Annotated in this window: 19 protein-coding genes; 8 read left to right on the forward strand and 11 right to left on the reverse strand. The window is 42.7% G+C overall.

Annotation, left to right across the window (positions count from 1 at the left end; genetic code table 11):
* Positions 1 to 17: 17 nt before the first annotated feature.
* Positions 18 to 425, reverse strand: coding sequence for a YybH family protein (locus tag ACESMA_RS00660; RefSeq protein WP_372946810.1), 408 nt, complete (start codon positions 423 to 425; stop codon positions 18 to 20).
* A 453-nt stretch (positions 426 to 878) separates the two neighbouring features.
* Here ACESMA_RS00660 and ACESMA_RS00665 point away from each other — a divergent pair, with 453 nt between their 5' ends.
* Positions 879 to 2,513: a glycoside hydrolase family 9 protein gene (locus tag ACESMA_RS00665; RefSeq protein WP_372946811.1), complete on the forward strand. Its 1,635-nt coding sequence runs from the start codon at positions 879 to 881 to the stop codon at positions 2,511 to 2,513.
* Positions 2,514 to 2,562: 49 nt separating this feature from the next.
* Here ACESMA_RS00665 and ACESMA_RS00670 read toward each other — a convergent pair whose 3' ends face one another.
* Together ACESMA_RS00670 and hemF are read right to left on the reverse strand one after the other, a co-directional pair.
* Positions 2,563 to 2,904 (reverse strand): hypothetical protein, encoded by a 342-nt coding sequence (locus ACESMA_RS00670; RefSeq protein ID WP_372946812.1) that lies wholly within the window; start codon positions 2,902 to 2,904, stop codon positions 2,563 to 2,565.
* Positions 2,901 to 3,809, reverse strand: a complete 909-nt coding sequence (hemF, locus tag ACESMA_RS00675) for an oxygen-dependent coproporphyrinogen oxidase (RefSeq protein ID WP_372946813.1) — start codon at positions 3,807 to 3,809, stop codon at positions 2,901 to 2,903. Before hemF ends, ACESMA_RS00670 begins: the two co-directional genes overlap by 4 nt.
* Before the next feature lie 258 nt (positions 3,810 to 4,067).
* Between hemF and ACESMA_RS00680 the strand changes: the two genes are divergently transcribed.
* Together ACESMA_RS00680 and ACESMA_RS00685 are read left to right on the forward strand one after the other, a co-directional pair.
* Complete coding sequence (locus ACESMA_RS00680) at positions 4,068 to 4,859, forward strand: type IV toxin-antitoxin system AbiEi family antitoxin (protein ID WP_372946814.1); 792 nt, start codon at positions 4,068 to 4,070, stop codon at positions 4,857 to 4,859.
* Positions 4,856 to 5,647, forward strand: coding sequence for a nucleotidyl transferase AbiEii/AbiGii toxin family protein (locus ACESMA_RS00685; RefSeq protein WP_372946815.1), 792 nt, complete (start codon positions 4,856 to 4,858; stop codon positions 5,645 to 5,647). The genes ACESMA_RS00680 and ACESMA_RS00685 overlap by 4 nt, the downstream gene beginning before the upstream one ends.
* Positions 5,648 to 5,779: 132 nt before the next feature.
* Here ACESMA_RS00685 and hemE read toward each other — a convergent pair whose 3' ends face one another.
* The 7 genes from hemE to ACESMA_RS00720 all read right to left on the reverse strand — a co-directional run bounded on the left by hemE (position 5,780) and on the right by ACESMA_RS00720 (position 12,601).
* A complete protein-coding gene (gene hemE, locus ACESMA_RS00690; protein WP_372946816.1) occupies positions 5,780 to 6,817 on the reverse strand; it encodes a uroporphyrinogen decarboxylase in 1,038 nt (345 codons plus the stop codon).
* Positions 6,818 to 6,820: 3 nt separating this feature from the next.
* Entirely contained in the window at positions 6,821 to 8,116 is a 1,296-nt protein-coding gene (hemL, locus tag ACESMA_RS00695; protein ID WP_372946817.1) for a glutamate-1-semialdehyde 2,1-aminomutase, read from the reverse strand.
* Positions 8,117 to 8,191: 75 nt separating this feature from the next.
* Complete coding sequence (gene hemB / locus ACESMA_RS00700) at positions 8,192 to 9,160, reverse strand: porphobilinogen synthase (RefSeq protein WP_372946818.1); 969 nt, start codon at positions 9,158 to 9,160, stop codon at positions 8,192 to 8,194.
* 13 nt (positions 9,161 to 9,173) lie between these two features.
* A complete protein-coding gene (locus ACESMA_RS00705) occupies positions 9,174 to 9,953 on the reverse strand; it encodes a uroporphyrinogen-III synthase (protein WP_372946819.1) in 780 nt (259 codons plus the stop codon).
* The gene (gene hemC / locus ACESMA_RS00710; protein WP_372946820.1) at positions 9,950 to 10,879 is read right to left on the reverse strand and encodes a hydroxymethylbilane synthase; all 930 of its coding nucleotides are present in this window, start codon (positions 10,877 to 10,879) and stop codon (positions 9,950 to 9,952) included. Before hemC ends, ACESMA_RS00705 begins: the two co-directional genes overlap by 4 nt.
* Before the next feature lie 8 nt (positions 10,880 to 10,887).
* Entirely contained in the window at positions 10,888 to 12,144 is a 1,257-nt protein-coding gene (gene hemA / locus ACESMA_RS00715; RefSeq protein ID WP_372946821.1) for a glutamyl-tRNA reductase, read from the reverse strand.
* 112 nt (positions 12,145 to 12,256) lie between these two features.
* Entirely contained in the window at positions 12,257 to 12,601 is a 345-nt protein-coding gene (locus tag ACESMA_RS00720; protein WP_372946822.1) for a hypothetical protein, read from the reverse strand.
* 320 nt (positions 12,602 to 12,921) lie between these two features.
* On the opposite strand from ACESMA_RS00720, the gene ACESMA_RS00725 reads away from it, so the two are divergent.
* The 5 genes from ACESMA_RS00725 (at position 12,922) to ACESMA_RS00745 (ending at position 18,116) form a co-directional block, all read left to right on the forward strand.
* A complete protein-coding gene (locus ACESMA_RS00725) occupies positions 12,922 to 13,164 on the forward strand; it encodes a DUF4160 domain-containing protein (protein ID WP_372946823.1) in 243 nt (80 codons plus the stop codon).
* Positions 13,142 to 13,498 (forward strand): DUF2442 domain-containing protein, encoded by a 357-nt coding sequence (locus ACESMA_RS00730; RefSeq protein ID WP_372946824.1) that lies wholly within the window; start codon positions 13,142 to 13,144, stop codon positions 13,496 to 13,498. The genes ACESMA_RS00725 and ACESMA_RS00730 overlap by 23 nt, the downstream gene beginning before the upstream one ends.
* Before the next feature lie 117 nt (positions 13,499 to 13,615).
* A complete protein-coding gene (locus tag ACESMA_RS00735; protein ID WP_372946825.1) occupies positions 13,616 to 15,250 on the forward strand; it encodes an amidohydrolase in 1,635 nt (544 codons plus the stop codon).
* Positions 15,251 to 15,375: 125 nt separating this feature from the next.
* Positions 15,376 to 16,386: a hypothetical protein gene (locus tag ACESMA_RS00740; protein WP_372946826.1), complete on the forward strand. Its 1,011-nt coding sequence runs from the start codon at positions 15,376 to 15,378 to the stop codon at positions 16,384 to 16,386.
* Positions 16,387 to 16,541: 155 nt separating this feature from the next.
* On the forward strand, positions 16,542 to 18,116 hold the full coding sequence (locus ACESMA_RS00745) for a calcineurin-like phosphoesterase C-terminal domain-containing protein (RefSeq protein ID WP_372946827.1): 1,575 nt from the start codon (positions 16,542 to 16,544) through the stop codon (positions 18,114 to 18,116).
* Positions 18,117 to 18,120: 4 nt separating this feature from the next.
* Here the strand turns inward: ACESMA_RS00745 and ACESMA_RS00750 are convergent, their stop codons facing one another.
* Positions 18,121 to 18,723, reverse strand: coding sequence for a methyltransferase family protein (locus ACESMA_RS00750; RefSeq protein WP_372946828.1), 603 nt, complete (start codon positions 18,721 to 18,723; stop codon positions 18,121 to 18,123).
* Positions 18,724 to 18,753 lie beyond the last annotated feature (30 nt).

The raw sequence follows: 18,753 nt of genomic DNA on the forward strand, positions 1-18,753 counted from the left end.
ATTCGACAACAAATATTTTATGAGCCAGCCGGTAAATTCGAATTAAAACAATCTCTGAATATTTTCCATACGCCATCTTCCTGTTTCCAGAGTTGAATCGATTTTCCAATATCCATATTTTTTCCACCTTGTTGGCTGAGTTTATATTCTGTTTGTACACCAACCACACCAGTATTTCCATACACAATTGATGAGGTTACTTTGTACTGTGTAAAACCCTGGCTGATGTATTCCTCCATGGTTGTTTGAATATTCTTCCTTCCTTTTATTGACTCACCGTTGGGAGCCATAAACTCTGCATCTTCCGTATAGCAACCGGCAACACCTGCCGCATCTGCATTTGCCATAGATTGTTCAAAAATCCGGGTCGTTTCCTGAATGGCTTCCCGTGTTGAATTAATCTCAGAATCACTTACTTTTTTCATTTTAATTAATAATTATGGTGTTATTTTTATCATTTTACCAGATTCATAATATACAAAATAAAAAGACACGTATATCTTATATTGAAATTAAAAATTGATTTAACTTGACTGATTTTATTCTTTTTTTCTAATGTGGAAACGACCTATTCTTTATAACCTGATTCAACAACACACTATAAGTCAAATAGTTTATACACATAGGAGAAAGTTGAAAATTATATAGAAGCAGTACTTGCTTTTTAATTAAAATTGAACTTTTGAACTTTTTAAAATAACATTTGATTACTTCTACTGACAGGCTTTTTACTGTAAACTTGGTTCAATTTTTTTAAAAAGTTGTTATAAATCCAATTTGGAATATCAGGGAATACTTCTTCTTTTTGTAAATTCCACAATTAAAAAAATTTCCATATCTTCAACCCTGAAAAATATTTTTTACCTAAATCAACAGTAATGAGAAGAGTAGTTTCCTCCCTGGTTTTTTTGTTAATCCTTTCATTTTCAGTTTTCGGACAATCGTTTCCGGTGCACCTGAACTCCATTGGGTTTTTGCCGGAATACAAAAAAACGGCTGTTATTCCCCACCAATGTGAATCCTTTAAAGTGGTGAATGCCGAAAACGGCAATGAAGTTTTCTCCGGAAAAACAACCGGACCCGAATTTCAGAAGGACGTAAACCAAAACGTTTGGACGGCCAATTTTTCGGCTCTGAAAACCCCGGGAAAATATTTCGTGGAAGTGCCGGGCGTAGGTAAGTCCACCGAATTTGAAATTGCCGGTGATATTTTCCGTTTTGCCACCAAAACCAGCTATCGTGCCTTTTATTTGTGGCGATGCGGTATGGCCGTCAGGGGTGAATACGATGGAAATATTTATGAAACGGATGACTGTCACCTCAACGACGGGTATGAAGATTATATCGGCAATCCCGGCTCACAGCGCGACGGCACCGGTGGCTGGCACGATGCCGGCGACCACGGTAAATACATTGTAAATGCAGGTGTTACGGTTGGTGTGCTGTTTTATGCCTGGGACCACTTTAAGGAAAACCTGGAACAAATTGATTATGAGCTGCCTGAAACAGCCTCTGGTTATCCTGAATTCCTCAGAGAATTGAAATGGGAAATCGACTGGATTCTGAAAATGCAATATCCCGACGGCTCAGGGCGAGTTTCACACAAACTCACACGCACCAGCTTTTCCGGTTTTATTATGCCGCAGGATGACCATGAAAAACGCTATTTCACCGAGTGGAGCTCGGCTGCCACTGCCGATTTTGTAGCCATGATGGCCATGGCTGCCCGATATTTTGAACCGTACGATGCAACTTATGCCAAAAAATGCCTCGATGCTGCCTGGGTAAGCTACCGGTTGTTGCAGAAAAATCCTGAATACAAGAGATTCGAACAAGGCGATTTTCGCACGGGTGGCTACCAGTCGCGCGATGTGGACGACCGCCTGTGGGCGGCTGCCGAATTGTGGCAAACCACCGGCGACCCGCAATGCCTGGCCGATTTTGAAAATCGTGCAACTGAAATGGAGTTTGAAATCGATGAAAACTGGGATTGGAGCGATGTTTCCAACCTGGGTATGTTCACTTATGCTCTCTCAAAAAGAGAAGGTAAAAACGCGGAAGTTGCAAAAACCATCCGGCAGAAAATCATCGATAATGCAGATGCACTGGTAAAAAAAGCACAGGAAGATGTGTATAACCGTCCGCTGGCAGGCCGTTACTACTGGGGTTGCAACGGCACTGTTACCCGCCAAACGGTAAACCTGCAGGTGGCCAATAAACTTCAACCGAACAACGATTACGTTGAAACCGCGCTGGATGCAGTGAACCATATTCTAGGGCACAATTTTTACAACCGGTCGTTTGTCACCGGACTGGGCCTCAATCCGCCCATGAACCCGCACGACCGCCGCTCAGGAGCTGATGGAATTGAAGCACCGTGGCCCGGCTACATTGTTGGTGGCGGCCATACAGCCACTGACTGGGTGGATGTGGAAGAATCGTACAGCCACAACGAAGTTGCAATCAACTGGCAGGCTGCCTTGGTTTATGCACTGGCTGGTTTTGTGAAGTGATTTCGGGAACGAAAAAGAAAAATACCACTAATTTTTTTAGAAAAGAAAATCAGTTGAACCATTGGTTCAAAGCGCACGAGTATTGCTTTTTGCGTAAAGGCCAAACCGACCAGATTTTCCGGCCCAGAAACTGCCCGATGAAAAAACTGCCCAATAGAAACGGCGCCAGCGACCAGCTTAATTCCAGCCCGTGAAACTGCCGGATTAGAATGACCAGCGGTACCGGCGCATGGATGGCCACAAACCAGCACACCGAAAGTTTTTGCAGTCCGCCGCGCAGGTAACCGAACGGCAAATTCACAATGATGGTGGCCAGGCAGGTGTAGAAAATCCGCCACTCCAGGCTCAGCAGGTTGGTGAAAAAAAGCGGTATGTGTGTTGAAAAAATCATGGATTGTTTTTAGGATTTATCCAGTCGATGCCCTTTTTGAGCAGACTGAGAGTTTTTTCTTCAAATCCTCCCGGCTGGGGCGAATAGTTGTATTCCCACGCTGCACCTGCCGGCAAACTGGCCAGGATGGATTCGGTGTTTCCACCCGATTCCAGTCCGAATTTGGTGCCACGGTCATGCATCAGGTTGAACTCCACGTAGCGGCCACGGCGCAATGCCTGCCAGTTTTTTTCGCGTTCCGAATAAGGACGGTTGCTATGCTTTTTCATAAAACTGGTGTAAATAACCGGATAGAGTTGCGATAAAGCCACGGTAAAATTGAACAGTTTTTCAAATTCTTCCTGACTGTCATATTTGAGCCGGTCGAAAAAAATGCCGCCCACACCGCGGGTTTCGTTCCTGTGAGGCAGGAAGTAGTAATCATCGGCCCACTCTTTAAATTCAGGATAAAAACGGCTGTCGAACTGGTCGCACGTTGTTTTTAAGGCAGTGTGAAATTCCGCTGTATTTTCCGGCTCAATGATGTGGGGGGTCAAATCAATTCCGCCGCCAAACCACGAAATGCCGTTGTCGAGGGCAAAATACCTTACGTTCATGTGGATAATCGGCATCCACGGATTTTCGGGATGTAAAATGGAGGAGACACCGGTGGCTGCATAATTTTCCGCCTTTTCACACAATAACTTCTCCATTCGAGAGGAAAACTTTCCTTTGACAAACGAAAAGTTCACCGCGCCTTTTTCTATAATGACTCCGTTTTGCAAAACAGCAGTAACTCCGCCACCAATCTCTTTTTCCCAATTGTCGTGAGAGAATTTCCCTTTGCCATCAGCATTTTCAAGACTGCTGCATATCTCAGTCTGCAAATGTTGATAGGTTTCTGCTATGTTTTCAATTCTTTTCATTTTTCATAAAACCAACAAAAACTGGTAAATCTGTTTTTCCTGTTTATCTGGTTCTCTGTTTTTAATTTTCTGTAAAAAATTCGCCCAAAGATAAGTATTGAAGTTGTATTTCACTGTTTGCCGGTAGCATTGTTTTGTTTCTTGCAACTGAAAGCCAAGATACAACATACATTTTTTCAAGTAAAGAAAATTAAAAAATCTTAGTAAAAATTTGAGTAAAGTATCGTTATTTGCTACTTTTATAGAAAAATTACTAAAGTGAATGCTAAAGAATATATCAAATATTTATTATCAGTAGAAGATTATTCCTTTTCACTTGAAGAAGTTGCAAGGGAAACAGGCAGTAAAGGAACTTCATTGAAGTTTGAACTTTTAAGGCTTGCCGAAAAAGGAGAGATTGTTAATCTCAGAAAAGGATTCTATCTTATAATTCCACCCAGATACTCATCAGCTCAAAAATTGCCGATACAGCTTTATTGTGAGAAACTATTTTCGTTTTTAAAAAGAAATTACTACGTCGCTCTTTTTTCCGCTGCAAAGTTTCACGGATCAGGCCATCAGCAAATTCAACGAGATTATGTAATCATCGAAAGGCCTAAATTTAATGATATTTCAAAAAACAATATAGACATACGTTTTTTTACAACAAGTAAATGGTCTGAAAAAAATATTCAGATTAAAAAATCGGATGCCGGGATGTATAAAATATCAAGTCCGGCTTTAACAATAGCTGATTTAATTCACCATCAAACTAAGCTGGGGGGAATAAGCAGGATGTTTGCCACCATTGAAGAACTTACAGAAGAATTAAAAGAATCAGATTTGCTTGAACTGTTGAGATGGTATCCCAGTAAAAGTACGTTGCAACGTTTTGGTTTTATACTCGGGGAATTGGGAATAAATGAAAATTTTCAGAAAATCATATTTGATCGCTTAAAATCATTGGAAATTTTTCCGGTGTTGTTAAGTCCAAAATCCAACAAAAAACCGGGAGCCGTAAATAATAAATGGAAGGTTGATGTGAATGTTAAATTAGAAAGCGATTTATGATTCCACGTCCATATATTGCAAGATGGCAGAAATTTGCCCCCTGGAAAGAATTTGCGCAGGTGGAGCAGGATTTAATTCTCTCACGTGTACTCGTTGAAATTTTTAATGATGAATTTCTAAGGGAAAACCTGGCATTCAGAGGTGGAACAGCTTTGCACAAATTATATCTCAGTCCGACACCAAGATATTCTGAAGATATTGATTTGGTTCAGGTTAAGCCAGGTCCAATAAAACCAATTATGCAACGAATTGGAGAAGTTATCTCATTTTTTGAAGAAGAAAGAGTAACACAGGTTAAAGGACACGGAGCAAAAGCTCTTTATCGTTTTACTTCGGAGTATGAAGAAATACGGATGCGATTAAAGCTGGAGATTAATTGCAGGGAACATTTCAAATTACTTGACTGGGTTGTTTTTTCGTATGAAGTAAACAATGAATGGTTTTCAGGAATAGCCAACATCAGAACTTATACAATAAATGAATTACTTGGCACAAAATTAAGGGCATTATATCAACGGAGTAAAGGACGGGACTTATTTGACTTGAATTATGCCCGCCAACATTTTAATTTGAATTATGAAGAAATTATACACTGTTTTAAAGAATACACTTCATTCGCAACAGGGAAAAGGCCTCCGGGGAAAAAGAAATTTTTATCTAATATTGAAGAAAAGGAAAACAGCCCGGAGTTTATTGGAGATTTAGAAGGTCTTTTACGCCCGGGTGTCAATTATAATCAGAAAGAGGCGTTTGAATGGTTAAAGACTGAATTAATCGAACGAATTTAGTATTTGAAGTTAAAAGTAAGGTTGTGTTTGACCGGATTCGAAAACAGGTTGAAAACTCGATATGAAATAAAAAAGCCGTTCAGAAATCGTTTGTTCCTAAGCAGCTTTTCAATTTATTTGGAATCAAAAATTTTAGCTCTTTCGTCTCCAGTCGGTATTTTTTACCCAATCGGCCAAAAACCGGGCGTTTTCATAAGGTAATCCCGGAATAAATCCGTGCCCCAGGTTGAAAATCCAATTCTGATTTCGACTGCCGAATTCGATGTAACTGTTCAGCGTTTTTTCTATTTCTTCCCTGCCTGCAAAGAGCAATCGCGGGTCGATGTTACCCTGCAACCCGATTTTCGGATGCACCAGTTTTCTGGCAGCAGGCAGTGAAGTTTGCCAGTCGATGCTTAAAAAATCGGCATGTTCGGGTGTAATTTCAGCAATGCCAGTTCCCAATCCTTTCGGGAAAAAGATAAAAGGCGTGTTTTCGTCCCGGACCGCATTTGCCATTTTTACCGTTGCTGGCAAAAACAGTTTTTTATACAAATCGAACGGTAACAAACCTGCATGTGTATCAAAAAGCTGAAATACTTCTACTCCGTGTTTGATTTGTTCTTTTGCATAAACAATGGAAAGTTCTGTAATGGCATCCACCAGTTTTTGGGTAGTTTCCGGATGTTGGTATATAAATTTCACTGCATCCGGGAAATCGCCTTTGCGGCCCAACCCCTGCAACATAAACAACAGTACGGTGAGCGGCGCACCGCAAAAACCAATGAGTGGAATATTCGCCGGACGGGTTTTGATGATTTCATCCACCACATCATAAATGTAATTCAGCTTTGAAGGATCCGAATTTAGCCCTGCCAGCGGATTGCTGCGCTGTGCCAAAGGTTTTTCGAAAACCGGTCCGTTATCGGTAAAATCGAGGCCCATGCCCATGGCGTAGGGAATCACCAAAATATCGCTGAACAAAATGGCGGCATCCACGCCCAAATCGTACACCGGCATCAGGGTCACTTCTGCGGCCACTTTGGGCTGTTGCATCATCTGCCAGAAGGTGTAGTTTTCCTTCAATTTCAGGTAATTGGGCAAAACCCGCCCCGCCTGCCGCATAAACCAAACCGGCGGGCGTGAAGTGGGTTTTCCTTTTAAAGTCTGCAATAAAATGGGTTCCGCCATGCTTTAACCTTTTAATTTTTTCAAAGCCAGGTAACTGGCTTTTACTGTATTTTCAATATCTTCTTTCGTATGCGCTGCTGAAACAAAACCGGCTTCGTACTGCGACGGTGCCAGGTAAATCCCACTTTCCAGCGACATCCTGAAATATTCGGCGAACAATGCAGTGTCGCATTTTTTGACATCGGCAAATGAATTTACACTGTTTTCTTTGGTGAAAAACAAAGTAAACATGGAACCCACGCGATTGATTACCCCGTCAAACTGCAGTTCTTTCAGGTTGTTCTGCAAACCTTCCTCCAGCAGAGCTGATGTTTTTTCCAGATTTTTGTAAAAATCCGGAGTTTCGTCCAGCAGCCTGAGGGTAGTAATTCCGGCGGCCATGGCCAGCGGATTTCCCGAAAGTGTTCCGGCCTGGTATACCGGTCCTTTGGGCGCTAGCATTTCCATTATTTCCCGTTTTCCGCCGTAAGCGCCAACCGGCAACCCGCCGCCGATTATTTTCCCAAACGTGGTTAAATCGGGTGTAACACCAAGCAACTCCTGTGCGCCGCCTTTTCCCAGACGGAAACCAGTCATCACTTCGTCGAAAATGAGGACGGTGTTGTTTTCGCTGCATAATTTTCGCAGGCCTTCAATAAATTCCCGTTCAGGTATTATCACACCCATGTTTCCGGTAATGGGTTCGAGAATAACAGCGGCAATCTGGTTTTTGTGTTTGTTGAATAACTGTTCCACCGAAGCGAGATCGTTAAACTGTGCGCTAAGCGTATCGCGTGCCGTTCCTTCGGTCACACCAGGTGTGTTGGGCGTTCCAAAAGTTAAGGCGCCCGAACCCGCCTGAATTAAAAAGCTGTCGTTATGCCCGTGGTAGCATCCTTCAAATTTTACTACGAGGTTGCGGTTGGTGTAACCCCGTGCCAGGCGCAGGGCACTCATGGTGGCTTCAGTACCGGAATTCACCATGCGAACCATATCGATGGACGGCACCAGCTTTTTGATGAGTTGCGCCATTTCCGTTTCCAGTTCTGTGGGTGCGCCAAAACTGGCTCCCAAAGCCGCTGTTTTTTGAATGGCCTCCACTACAGCGGGATGTGCGTGGCCTAAAATCATGGGGCCCCACGAACCCACATAGTCGATGTATTCATTCCCATCGATATCAGTAACTTTTGAGCCGGATGCTTTGGCAATAAAGGGCGGGTTACCGCCCACACTGCCAAACGACCGCACCGGTGAATTCACTCCGCCGGGAATATGTTTTTGTGCTTCCTGAAATGCTTTTATGCTTTTGTTGAAATTCATTCTCTTAAAAAATTTTAAAGAAAGTCATCAGATGACTACTCTGAGAAAACTAACAAGTCATCAGATGACTAAAAACTATAAATCCTGAATAATTTCCTGTGTATGGTACGAAATAATGATGTCGGCGCCGGCGCGTTTCAGCCCGGTGAGCAGTTCGTGTACAATTCTTTTTTCGTCTATCCATCCCCTGGCAGCCGCGGCTTTTACCATGGCGAACTCACCACTGACGTTATAAGCAGCCACCGGCATGTTGAAGGTATTTTTCACCCTGAAAATGATATCCATGTAATTCAGGGCAGGTTTTACCATCACAATATCAGCACCTTCCTCGATGTCGAGTTCTACTTCTCGCAGGGCTTCGTCGCCGTTTGCCGGGTCCATCTGATAGGTCTTGCGGTCGCCAAACTGTGGTGCACTTTCGGCAGCCTCGCGGAACGGACCGTAGAATGCCGACGCATATTTTGCCGAATAGGCCATAATGGGCGTGTTGTAAAATCCTTTTTTGTCGAGTGCCGAACGAATAGCTCCAACACGTCCGTCCATCATGTCACTGGGCGCCACCATATCCACACCGGCTTCGGCCAGCGAAACCGACTGTTTGGCCAGGGTTTCCAGGGTGAGGTCGTTATGCACGTCGCCGTTCACAATGGTGCCGCAATGTCCGTGCGAAGTATATTCGCAGTTGCAGATGTCGGCAACCAGGTACAACCCGGGAACTTCTTTTTTCAGCGCCCGGACAGCCTGCTGAACGATTCCGTTATGCTGGCAGGCAACTTCTCCGGTTTCGTCTTTCGATTCAGGAATTCCGAAAAGCAACACCGACTGAACACCTTTGCCATACAGTTCTTTGACTTTTTCAACGAGTTTATCGACAGATAGCTGCGAGTTTCCCGGCATGGAAGAGATGGGATTGTCCACGCCTTTCCCGGGACAAACAAACAGCGGCATCATGAGGTCGTTTCGTGTGAGGGTGGTTTCGCGCACCAGGTTGCGGATTACTTCCGAACTGCGCAAACGACGAAGTCTTGTTACTGGAAATGTCATAGTTATGTCTTTTTTATGTTTTTGAAATATAATGATTTAAAATGGATTCTACGATTCCGGCTGACGAACTGTTTTGGGCAACCACGAGGGGATTAAAACCTTTTTCGCGGGCCGCACCTGCAGTAATATCGCCAATACAGGCCATACGAATATTCTTTTTACTCAGTTTCGGAAAAAGCGCAGTAAAATGGTGTATTCCCGACGGACTGGTAAAAATGAGCATGTCGTATCGGTTGGTTTCGATTTTTTTCGCAATGGATTTGTCTGTTTTTTCGGGCATTTCAGTTTGATAAATATCAATTCGGGTACAATCTACCAACTTTTCCAAATGGTCCTGAATCACATTCCGGGCAAGGTTTCCGAGAGGCAGCACTATCTTCGTTTTTGAATTTTCGGTTGCGATGTGCCGTGCAAATGGTTCAACAAAATCTTCGGCTGTGGAACCGGGGTTGACAAAAGCTGCCCGGTATCCGTATTTTTCCAGCGTTTTGCTGGTTTTGTCCCCGATAACGGCAATTTGCAGGCTTTCCGGCAGCTTTTGGCTTCCGGTCAATTCCTGCAGAAATTCAAAAAAATACCGCACACCGTTGGGGCTGGTCAGAATCATCCACTGAAATTGTTCGAGCCGGGAAAACAGTTGTTGTTCATCCGAAGACAAAGTTGCAGCTTTGATTTCGATAAGCGGAAATTCGAGCAGCGAGGCTCCGGCTTCATGCAATAAACGGCTCAGCTCGCCGGAAGTACCGGCAGGACGGGTTGAAATAAACAGTTTATTTTGAAGCGGTAACGTCATTGATTCCGGACTTCCTCCATAATTTTTGCAGCGCCACGTTCAATGAGTTTTTGAGCCAGTTTTTCCCCGGTTGCTTTGGGTTGGTCAACCGAACCGGTTTCGGTTTCGAGCAAATAAACTGAGCCGTCCGTTGAGGCAACAAAACCGGTAAGGGTAATTTCTTCTCCGTTCAGTTTTGAAAAACAGCCCACAGGCACCTGGCAGCCGCCTTCGATGGCACGCAGAAAACCGCGTTCGGCCTCTCCGGCAATCCACGAAGGAGCGTGATTTATTGCATCTAAAAGTTTTTCGGTAGTTGCGTCGCCAATGCGCGATTCTATGGCAATTATTCCCTGGCTGGCAGCGGGAACAATGGTTTTGGGGCTGATAATTTCCGTGATGTAATTATCCAGTTCCAGGCGTTGCAAACCGGCAGCGGCCATAATCATGGCATCGCAAAAACCTTCCTCCATTTTACGCAGCCGGGTGTTCACATTTCCGCGGATATCCACAATCTGAAAATTTTTGTTGTACCGCAGTAGACTGGCTTTGCGGCGCAGGCTGGAGGTGGCAATCACATCATTCTCTGTAAGTTCGTGAAGTTTGCGGCCGTCTTTGCTCACCAGTGCATCACGAAATTCGGCCCGTTCCAGCACCGCACCAAGCTTTAATCCTTCGGGCAGGGTGGTGGGAAGGTCTTTCAGACTGTGCACGGCAATATCCACTTCTCCAGCCAGCAAAGCATTTTCAATTTCTTTGGTAAACAAGCCTTTGTCGCCGATTTTGGAAAGAGCTACATCCAGAATTTTATCGCCTTTGGTTTTGATGATTACAATTTCCACTTCAATTTCGGGAAATTTTTCCAGCAGTTTTGCTTTGGTTAATTCGGCCTGAAACAGGGCAAGCTGACTGCCCCGCGTGCCTATTTTTACACAATTTTTCTTCATGAAAACGATTATTCGCTGATGCTAAAGAGTTCGTTTACCAGTTTCAGGGTATCGGTTTTTTTGCCGTTGGCTGTCATTTCCTTCAGGTTTTTAATAAACAACCGGGTGTATTTTTGAGCCAAATGCTTTGAAAATTCATTGATGGCCATTTGAATTTCTTCCGAATCCACTTTGTTGTATCCTGAAACCTCTTCTTTGGAAATTTTCTGCAGGTTATAGGTAATGGCCTGAATTGCAGGCTTTAACGAGCGACTTGCCAGCCATTCAGAAAAATCATCAACAATTTCACTGATAATCTCATGGGCAGTTTCAAGACTGTCTTTACGCTTTTCCATGTTGGTTTGAATGATTTCATTGAAATCGTCGATGGTAAAAAGCTGAACAGCATCCAGCTCTTCTATGCTGTTTTCAATGTTTCGCGGAACGGAAATATCAATAAAAACCTGTTTTTGGTTTTTGCGGATATTAAGCGATTCTTCAACCATTTCGCGCGTTACCAGCGGATTTTTGGAGCCGGTAGCCACAATCACAATATCGTACAGAAACAAATGGCTGGCCATCTGCTCAAACGGCAAGATGGTACAATTGTGTTTGCCGGCCAGTTTACTTGCTTTCTCTTCGGTGCGGTTGGTGACGGTAATTTTCGGATTGCCATTCTTATGGAAATTTTGCAAAACCAGGCTTCCGGTTTCGCCGGCGCCAATCATCAAAACCCGTTTGCTGGATAGGTTTTCGAACAGATTGATGCACTTTTGAACGGCTGCTCCGCTCACCGAGGTTGTTCCCATTTTTATTTTGGTTTCGGTGCGCACACGTTTACCTGCCTCGAATGATTTTTGGAAAAGGCGCATCAGGACTGCGTCGGTAAGTGCCGCTTCGGTGCAAAACATGTAAGCTTCCTTAATTTGACCGATAATCTGGTCTTCACCAATAACCATGGAATCGATACCTGAGGCAACCTCAAACAGGTGTTTCACAGCATCTTCATCGGCATAACTGTAAAACGAATGCCAGTGTTTTTGTTCTATTCCTTTGAAATGTTTCAGGGTTTTGTAAACCAGTTTGGCAGCCAAATGGAAACCGTATTTGTCCTGCGAAAAATAGATTTCGGTGCGGTTGCAGGTGGACAAAACCACCAAATCGGAAATGCCGGTTTCCTTTTGCAGCAACTCCGAATAGGGAATAATATCTTCTTTTGCCAGCGAGAATTGCTCCCGGACTTCAACTGCCGATGTTTTGTAACTGATTCCTATGAGGCTTATCATAATTGTGCTTTTCTGTTGAAAATGAGTGAAATAAGAAATGTTTGAGTTTTGAAGTTTTAATACATTCAAAACCTGTTCCACAGATTAGTTTTAACCTGGGAGGATAAGCAAACTATGATAAAACAGGAGGTGGCCGGCTGAAGAGGGCCTGTGAAAAATACCATTTCCGGGTATTTTCCGGAGGATATGAAGTATGTTGTATAGTTTCTGTAAATGCAGAATGTTCGTTGGTTCCGGGCGAAAAAATGCCTGCTCCCTGATGGTAATGGTAGTTTAAGGATTCAGCAGAGTCAGACCCGTTTGATTCTCCTGCCGGTACTTTAAGTACAAGGTTATTTTCGCCCCACTCTATTTCTCCGGAAGAAGCTTTGTTGACTCCAAAAAGCAGAAAAAAAGCATAGAACACCACAAAAGCTATGTAGGGTAAATGTGTTGTAAATATGCCTATTGTAAACATTCCGCTGGTTTAAATTTTCTAACGCGCTAAAGTATAAAAAATAAACTGGAAAATTGTTTAACGTTTTCAATAATAATTTATTTGAGGTCAAACATCAACCAATGTATTGAGATATGTCAATATGTTGAAAATGCAGGCCAGCAAGAAAATGGCGGAAAAATTCAAATAACCAGAAAAAACAGCTTGAATTACCGGCTGAATAATGTTTAACTATTTATTATTGAAAGATTTGTGGGTTTTTGTTTTACTATTACAGAGTATTTTTGAATTCATTATTGGGGTGAGATAAATGAATTTTTATCAGTAACTTTGAATTCGTTATGCCTGTAGTATTAAGAATAAAAGGATACCGGTTTTATTTTTTTAGCAATGAAAATGCTGAACCAATGCATATTCATATAACCAAAGCCGATGCCAATGGAAAGGTTTGGCTGGAACCAATTATTGAAACAGCATATTTTTATGGTTTTACTTCAAAACAACAGAAAGAAATTGAAGAAATTATTAAAGAGAATTCAGATTATTTAAAAAGAATGTGGGATGAATACTTTAAAAAACAATAAAGCAGACATTAAATCAAAAGACCCCCTTGATATTCTGATTTTTGAAAAGGGATTGCGAATCAAAAATCTGGTTATAGACAGGGAGTTGGATTTGATTGGCATTATTTTAAATACGGGTAAAATACTTGAAACAAAAATTTCTTTTTACCCGCGTCTCAAAAATGCCACAGAAAATGAACTTCTGCAATGGAAATTAATTGGAAATGGAGTTGGAGTTACCTGGGAATCTTTAGGTGAAGACCTTTCAGTAAAGGGATTTATCCAAACCATTGCCTTAAGCGAAATGGTTGAACAGCTGGAATCATCTGTAAATACGCACAGAGTTTCCGCATGATTAATTTTTTTACTACCAACGAAAAAGCATTTGAGGTTGTTACTACATTTCAGAAATATCAATCCCCAATCATTTTAAATTTATCTTTGTTGTCATTCCAGGCTTAAACGACTAAAAATGAGAAGGAAAATTGTTTTTGTTTTACTTATTTCGATAGCGATGATTTCATGCAATACGCAAAAACCAGCCGATTTGATTGTAACCAACGGCACGGTTTATACCCTTAATGATGCGTTCACAAAAGTGGAAAGCTTTGCTGTAGTGGACGGAAAAATTGTTTCAACCGGAAGTACCGAAGAAATTTTGGCTGAATATACTTCTGAAAATATTCTGGATGCTGCGGGGAAATTTGTTTATCCCGGATTTAATGATGCCCATACACATTTTAACGGTTATGGCGAAAACCTGATGCAATATGCCGATTTGCGGGGAACATCGGGACCCGAAGAGATTTATGAAATCATTGTGGCGCACCACGAAAAATTTGGCGGCGAGTGGGTTTTGGGTCGAAGTTGGGACCAAAACGACTGGCAAGTGGCTGAATTTCCGGATAATACCAAACTTGATGAACTGTTTCCCGACATCCCGGTTTACCTGGTTCGGGTTGACGGGCATGCCGGCTGGTGCAATTCCAAAGCGCTGGAAATGGCCGGAATTACTGCCGAAACCAAAGTGACAGGCGGTTTGGTGGAACTGAAAAACGACCAACCCACCGGAATTCTCATCGACAATGCCATGGGACTGGTTTCGCGGCTGATTCCGCCAATTACATCTGAACAGCAAAGGCTTGGCCTGCTGGAAGCACAGAAAAACTGTTTTGGTGCCGGACTCACTTCGGTTACCGATGCCGGACTGGATAAGTCAACGGCTTTGCTGATGGAAGAGATGCAAAAATCCGGCGAGTTGAAAATGCGTATCAACGCCATGCTGAATCCTTCGGAAGAGAACTTCGAATATTTTGTGAAAAACGGTCCGAAAAAGGAGGAACGCCTGGTTGTGAATACCATAAAACTTTTTGCCGATGGAGCACTTGGTTCGCGGGGTGCACTGCTGCTGGAAGACTATTCCGACGATCCTGGAAACAGCGGGATTCAGATTGAAGCACAGGAATATTACGATAACATTTGCCGGCAGGCTTACGAAAACAACTTTGCGGTAGCCACTCACTGCATTGGAGACGGCGCCAACCGCCTCATGCTGGATACTTACGGAAAATTTTTGAAAGGTAAAAACGACCGCCGTTGGCGCATCGAACATGCTCAGATTATTTATCCTGATGATATAGAGAAGTTTGCCCGATTTTCCATTGTTCCATCGGTGCAGGCTACGCACGCTACGTCCGACATGTACTGGGCCGGCGACCGCTTAGGTGAAGAACGCCTGAATAACGGAGCTTACGCATACCAATCATTACTTAACCAATTGGGCTGGCTGCCCAATGGCACCGATTTTCCGGTAGAAGAAATTTACCCACTGTTTACATTTTATGCTTCTGTTTTCCGCACTGGTCACGATGGCTGGCCCGAAGGCGGTTTCCTGATTGAGGAGGCATTAACACGCGAACAGGCGTTGAGGTCCATGACCATCTGGCCGGCCAAAGCTTCGTTCGAAGAAAAGGAAAAAGGCAGTCTCGAGCCCGCCAAATATGCCGATTTTGTGATTCTTGACACCGATTTGATGACTGCTTCGCAGCAGGAAGTTTTACATGCAAAAATTGAAAGTACCTGGATTGCAGGCGAAAAGGTATTTTAACGTTGAGCTTAGAAATTGAACTGGTGTCCCCCAGCTGGCGGATCACCTGTTCAATATTCCAGCTACTTTATTTAATCCTGACGCAACCTTAAAACCGATTTTATCATCTTGATAAAAAAACCGTTATGAAACTATTCTATTTTTTCTTCATCCTGCTTTTGTTTCTTTTTTCCTGCAATAAAGACGACGAAATTGTACTAAACGAATTTTCAGAGGAAATCAATTTTGACATTTCGGAATGGGTATTAAAGGGCGAAAACATTACCTGTGTTGACTTCGACAAGGATGGAAACGCCTGGATTGCTTCGGGGAGTAACCTGATTTTTTACGATGGTTTGAACACACAATCCTACTCAGCCGGAACAGTAATTCAGGATGTTTCCGTTTCGCCCGACGGAAGAGTTTGGCTGGGAACAAAAGAGAAAGGCCTGGCTCGATTTTCCAAAGGCGAATTTACTTTTTACACTTCTAAAAATGCCGGATTGCCGCGTGATTATGTGAATGAAGTGGAAGTTGCTCCCAATGGAAAAGTCTGGTTTGGCAGTGCTGCTCACAATCTCGGTGGTTTGATGTGTTATGACAGCGGTACATTCAGCCTTTTTACTCCTGAAAATTCAATCCTGAATCAGCATGTCATTCAGAACCTGAAAGTGGACCGGGACAACCGGGTGTATTTTGCGACGCTGGGAACCGTTGGAAATTCTGCCGTTTTTAGAATTGATAATCAGAACAACTGGAAACAACTCGGGGGAGATGGCAGTTTTTACTGGATTTCAAGTCTTGCCATTAACTCGAAAGGTGAAGCATTTGTGACTGTAGATTACTCATTATCATCTTCATTTGGTAATGAAAACTATCTGGCTTTTTTCGATGGGAAAAAATGGAAAAAATTTGAAACGGATTTTCATTTTTCAATTTTACCCCGGATGTTTATCGACAAGCGTGATTATGTCTGGGTTTACGGATATGGAACAGTTGAGGGCGATTATCCCGGCTATTTTGTTTATGACGGACAGGAGTGGCGCCGCTCCACCGAAGGCCAAATACCCGAGGTTTTCATTAAAAGCGTAAAAGTGGATAATCAAAACAACATTTGGTTTTGCACCGATGAGGGGATTTTTATTTTAAAGCAGTAACCAACTGATTTTAAAGATGTCTTGCTGAAATCCCAAATTCTATTCTTGCTATCACTATTTTTCCCGGAAAGTTTCCGATATCAAAAATCAACTTTTATTTTCTGCAAATGTTATTTTCGTTTAAGCTTATTCATTAAAAATAAAATACAGGAATCATGAGAAAATCGTCAACACTGGTTTTTGCAACAGTATTGCTTCTTTTGACAGCATTAACCAATTATTCACTTTATGCACAAACACAATCAACAGTCAAAGGAATTGTTTTTCACGATAAAAATGAAAATGGCGTTTTCGATTCCGGAGACAAGCCACTTAAAAATATTGCAGTATCAAATAGCCGCGATGTTACTGTAACTGACCGAAAAGGAGAGTATGAACTTCCGCTTCGCAATAATTCGGCTGTATTTGTTATCAAACCCCGAAATTGGGCAGTACCGGTTGACGAAAATCAGATTCCGCGATTTTATAAAATGTACAGTACCACCGGTATTTCAGGAACAAAATACGAAGGGCTTGCGCCAACAGGACAGCTTCCCTTATCGGTTGATTTTCCTCTGCTTCCCTCAAAAGAACCGGATAAAATAAAAGCACTCATTTTTGGTGATACCCAGCCCCGCGATAATAAAGAAATCTATTTCATGTCAAAAGATGTTATTCCTGAACTGATTGGAACCGATGCCGATTTTGGCGTAACGCTGGGCGACGTGGTTTTCGATGATTTATCCATTTACGATCACCTTACCGGGAGCCTTTCGCCCATTGGAATTCCAATGTGGTATGTGGCTGGAAACCATGATTTTGATTATACCGGCAACAACAGCATTGAGGCGCGCGGCACCTGGTACAAAAAATTCGGGCCTTCTTATTATTCGTTCAGCCATGGCCCTGCACATTTTATTGTGCTCGACAATGTACGGTGGATAATTGATGGTGACGAACGTTACTACCGCACCGGGCTTGGCGAGAATCAACTGGAATTTTTCAGAAATGAAATAAAGCGCCTGGATGATGATCAGCTTTTGGTTTTAATGGCGCACATTCCATGGGAGGGCTCAAGGGAATGGCATGATGAGGCTGAAAAACAGGAATTCTATAACTTGCTGGCCAGTCATTCAAACAGTCTTTCGCTGGTTGCCCATACTCACCGGCATTACCATCAATTTATCGGACAGGAAGCCGGATTCCCCCGAAATGAGCCGCTGCACATGATTAGCATGGGAACGGTTTGCGGGGCCTGGTGGACCGGTGCACCCAATGAGTTTGGAATTCCGCATACCATGATGTCGGACGGAACACCAAACGGTTATGCTTTTTTGCACATCGATAAAAACGACTGGAAACTGGAATGGAAAACTGCCGGAGTTCCTGAAAATGTTCAGATGCACATTCATGCTCCCGAAGCAGTTTCATCTGAAAATGAAATTAAAGTGATTGCCAATATTTACAATGCGTTGCCTGATGCGGCGGTGAAAATGAAAATAGGGGACAATGGTGAATGGATTGAAATGAAAAGAATTCCTCAAATCGATCCGGTGAGATTGGATGAAAAGGAAAAAGAAAAACAACTGGGTGAGGTTCCCTGGCGAAAAATGGGCGGCGATTACGATTCGGAACACATTTGGGAAGCCAGCGTTAAACCGGAACTAAAACCGGGAGTGCATACCGTTCAAATTATTGCCAACGACGATTGGTTTGAATATAGAGGTGAAAAACTGCTTCATGTGAAATAATCTCCTAAAAATACCGGCCGGTTTTTTCCTGGTATTTTTTGTAAGCCTCGCCGTAATGTTTCCGCAGGAATTTTTCTTCTTTCAGAATGAAAAAATGAATGCTGATTAGTGTTAATAAAGCCATTATCAAAAAGAATATGCTGGGATGAAACAGTGCAAGTCCTGTAAAAAAAAAGTCGATGGAAAGAAAAAACGGATTGCGCGATTGTGAAAAAACGCCTCGGGTAACCAGTTCTCCCTGATTTTTGTCATCAAATCCAAACCGCAGCGAATACCTGAAATCCAGTAAGGTAAGTACCCAAAATACAAGGGAAATGAAAATCAATATTACTCCGGCATAACGAAGCCATTGAAAATTGAGCAGTGATTTCGTTACAAATTCCGGCAAAAACGACCACGAAAACTGAAAAGCCAGATTGGCCAGTTCGGCTAACCAAACCAGGAAAAGCAAGCCGAAAACAGGATAAAGAAATACCAAAAATTTCGGTTTTTCCCCCGATTTGGAGCTCACCCTGATTCCTTTTTTTCGAAGATAAATAATTCGAACAATCAGTGTGGTTGCCAGAAAAATAAAGCTAACAAAAGGAAAAATGCTCAAAAACTTCATATCAGGTTTTTGAGCATTAAAAGTAGCCGA

The organism is Mariniphaga sp., from assembly GCF_041687215.1.
In the GTDB taxonomy this organism is placed as follows: Bacteria; Bacteroidota; Bacteroidia; order Bacteroidales; family Prolixibacteraceae; genus Mariniphaga.

What these genes read in the sequence shown, in the direction of transcription:
- ACESMA_RS00660 (WP_372946810.1), bottom strand. Translation starts at nt 425, where the DNA reads ATGAAAAAAGTAAGTGATTCTGAGATTAATTCAACACGGGAAGCCATT.
- ACESMA_RS00750 (WP_372946828.1), bottom strand. Translation starts at nt 18,723, where the DNA reads ATGAAGTTTTTGAGCATTTTTCCTTTTGTTAGCTTTATTTTTCTGGCA.
- ACESMA_RS00730 (WP_372946824.1), top strand. Translation starts at nt 13,142, where the DNA reads ATGAATACTTTAAAAAACAATAAAGCAGACATTAAATCAAAAGACCCC.
- hemL (WP_372946817.1), bottom strand. Translation starts at nt 8,116, where the DNA reads ATGAATTTCAACAAAAGCATAAAAGCATTTCAGGAAGCACAAAAACAT.
- ACESMA_RS00735 (WP_372946825.1), top strand. Translation starts at nt 13,616, where the DNA reads ATGAGAAGGAAAATTGTTTTTGTTTTACTTATTTCGATAGCGATGATT.
- ACESMA_RS00720 (WP_372946822.1), bottom strand. Translation starts at nt 12,601, where the DNA reads ATGTTTACAATAGGCATATTTACAACACATTTACCCTACATAGCTTTT.
- hemE (WP_372946816.1), bottom strand. Translation starts at nt 6,817, where the DNA reads ATGGCGGAACCCATTTTATTGCAGACTTTAAAAGGAAAACCCACTTCA.
- hemC (WP_372946820.1), bottom strand. Translation starts at nt 10,879, where the DNA reads ATGAAGAAAAATTGTGTAAAAATAGGCACGCGGGGCAGTCAGCTTGCC.
- hemB (WP_372946818.1), bottom strand. Translation starts at nt 9,160, where the DNA reads ATGACATTTCCAGTAACAAGACTTCGTCGTTTGCGCAGTTCGGAAGTA.
- hemA (WP_372946821.1), bottom strand. Translation starts at nt 12,144, where the DNA reads ATGATAAGCCTCATAGGAATCAGTTACAAAACATCGGCAGTTGAAGTC.
- ACESMA_RS00685 (WP_372946815.1), top strand. Translation starts at nt 4,856, where the DNA reads ATGATTCCACGTCCATATATTGCAAGATGGCAGAAATTTGCCCCCTGG.
- ACESMA_RS00745 (WP_372946827.1), top strand. Translation starts at nt 16,542, where the DNA reads ATGAGAAAATCGTCAACACTGGTTTTTGCAACAGTATTGCTTCTTTTG.
- ACESMA_RS00740 (WP_372946826.1), top strand. Translation starts at nt 15,376, where the DNA reads ATGAAACTATTCTATTTTTTCTTCATCCTGCTTTTGTTTCTTTTTTCC.
- ACESMA_RS00665 (WP_372946811.1), top strand. Translation starts at nt 879, where the DNA reads ATGAGAAGAGTAGTTTCCTCCCTGGTTTTTTTGTTAATCCTTTCATTT.
- ACESMA_RS00725 (WP_372946823.1), top strand. Translation starts at nt 12,922, where the DNA reads ATGCCTGTAGTATTAAGAATAAAAGGATACCGGTTTTATTTTTTTAGC.
- hemF (WP_372946813.1), bottom strand. Translation starts at nt 3,809, where the DNA reads ATGAAAAGAATTGAAAACATAGCAGAAACCTATCAACATTTGCAGACT.
- ACESMA_RS00670 (WP_372946812.1), bottom strand. Translation starts at nt 2,904, where the DNA reads ATGATTTTTTCAACACACATACCGCTTTTTTTCACCAACCTGCTGAGC.
- ACESMA_RS00705 (WP_372946819.1), bottom strand. Translation starts at nt 9,953, where the DNA reads ATGACGTTACCGCTTCAAAATAAACTGTTTATTTCAACCCGTCCTGCC.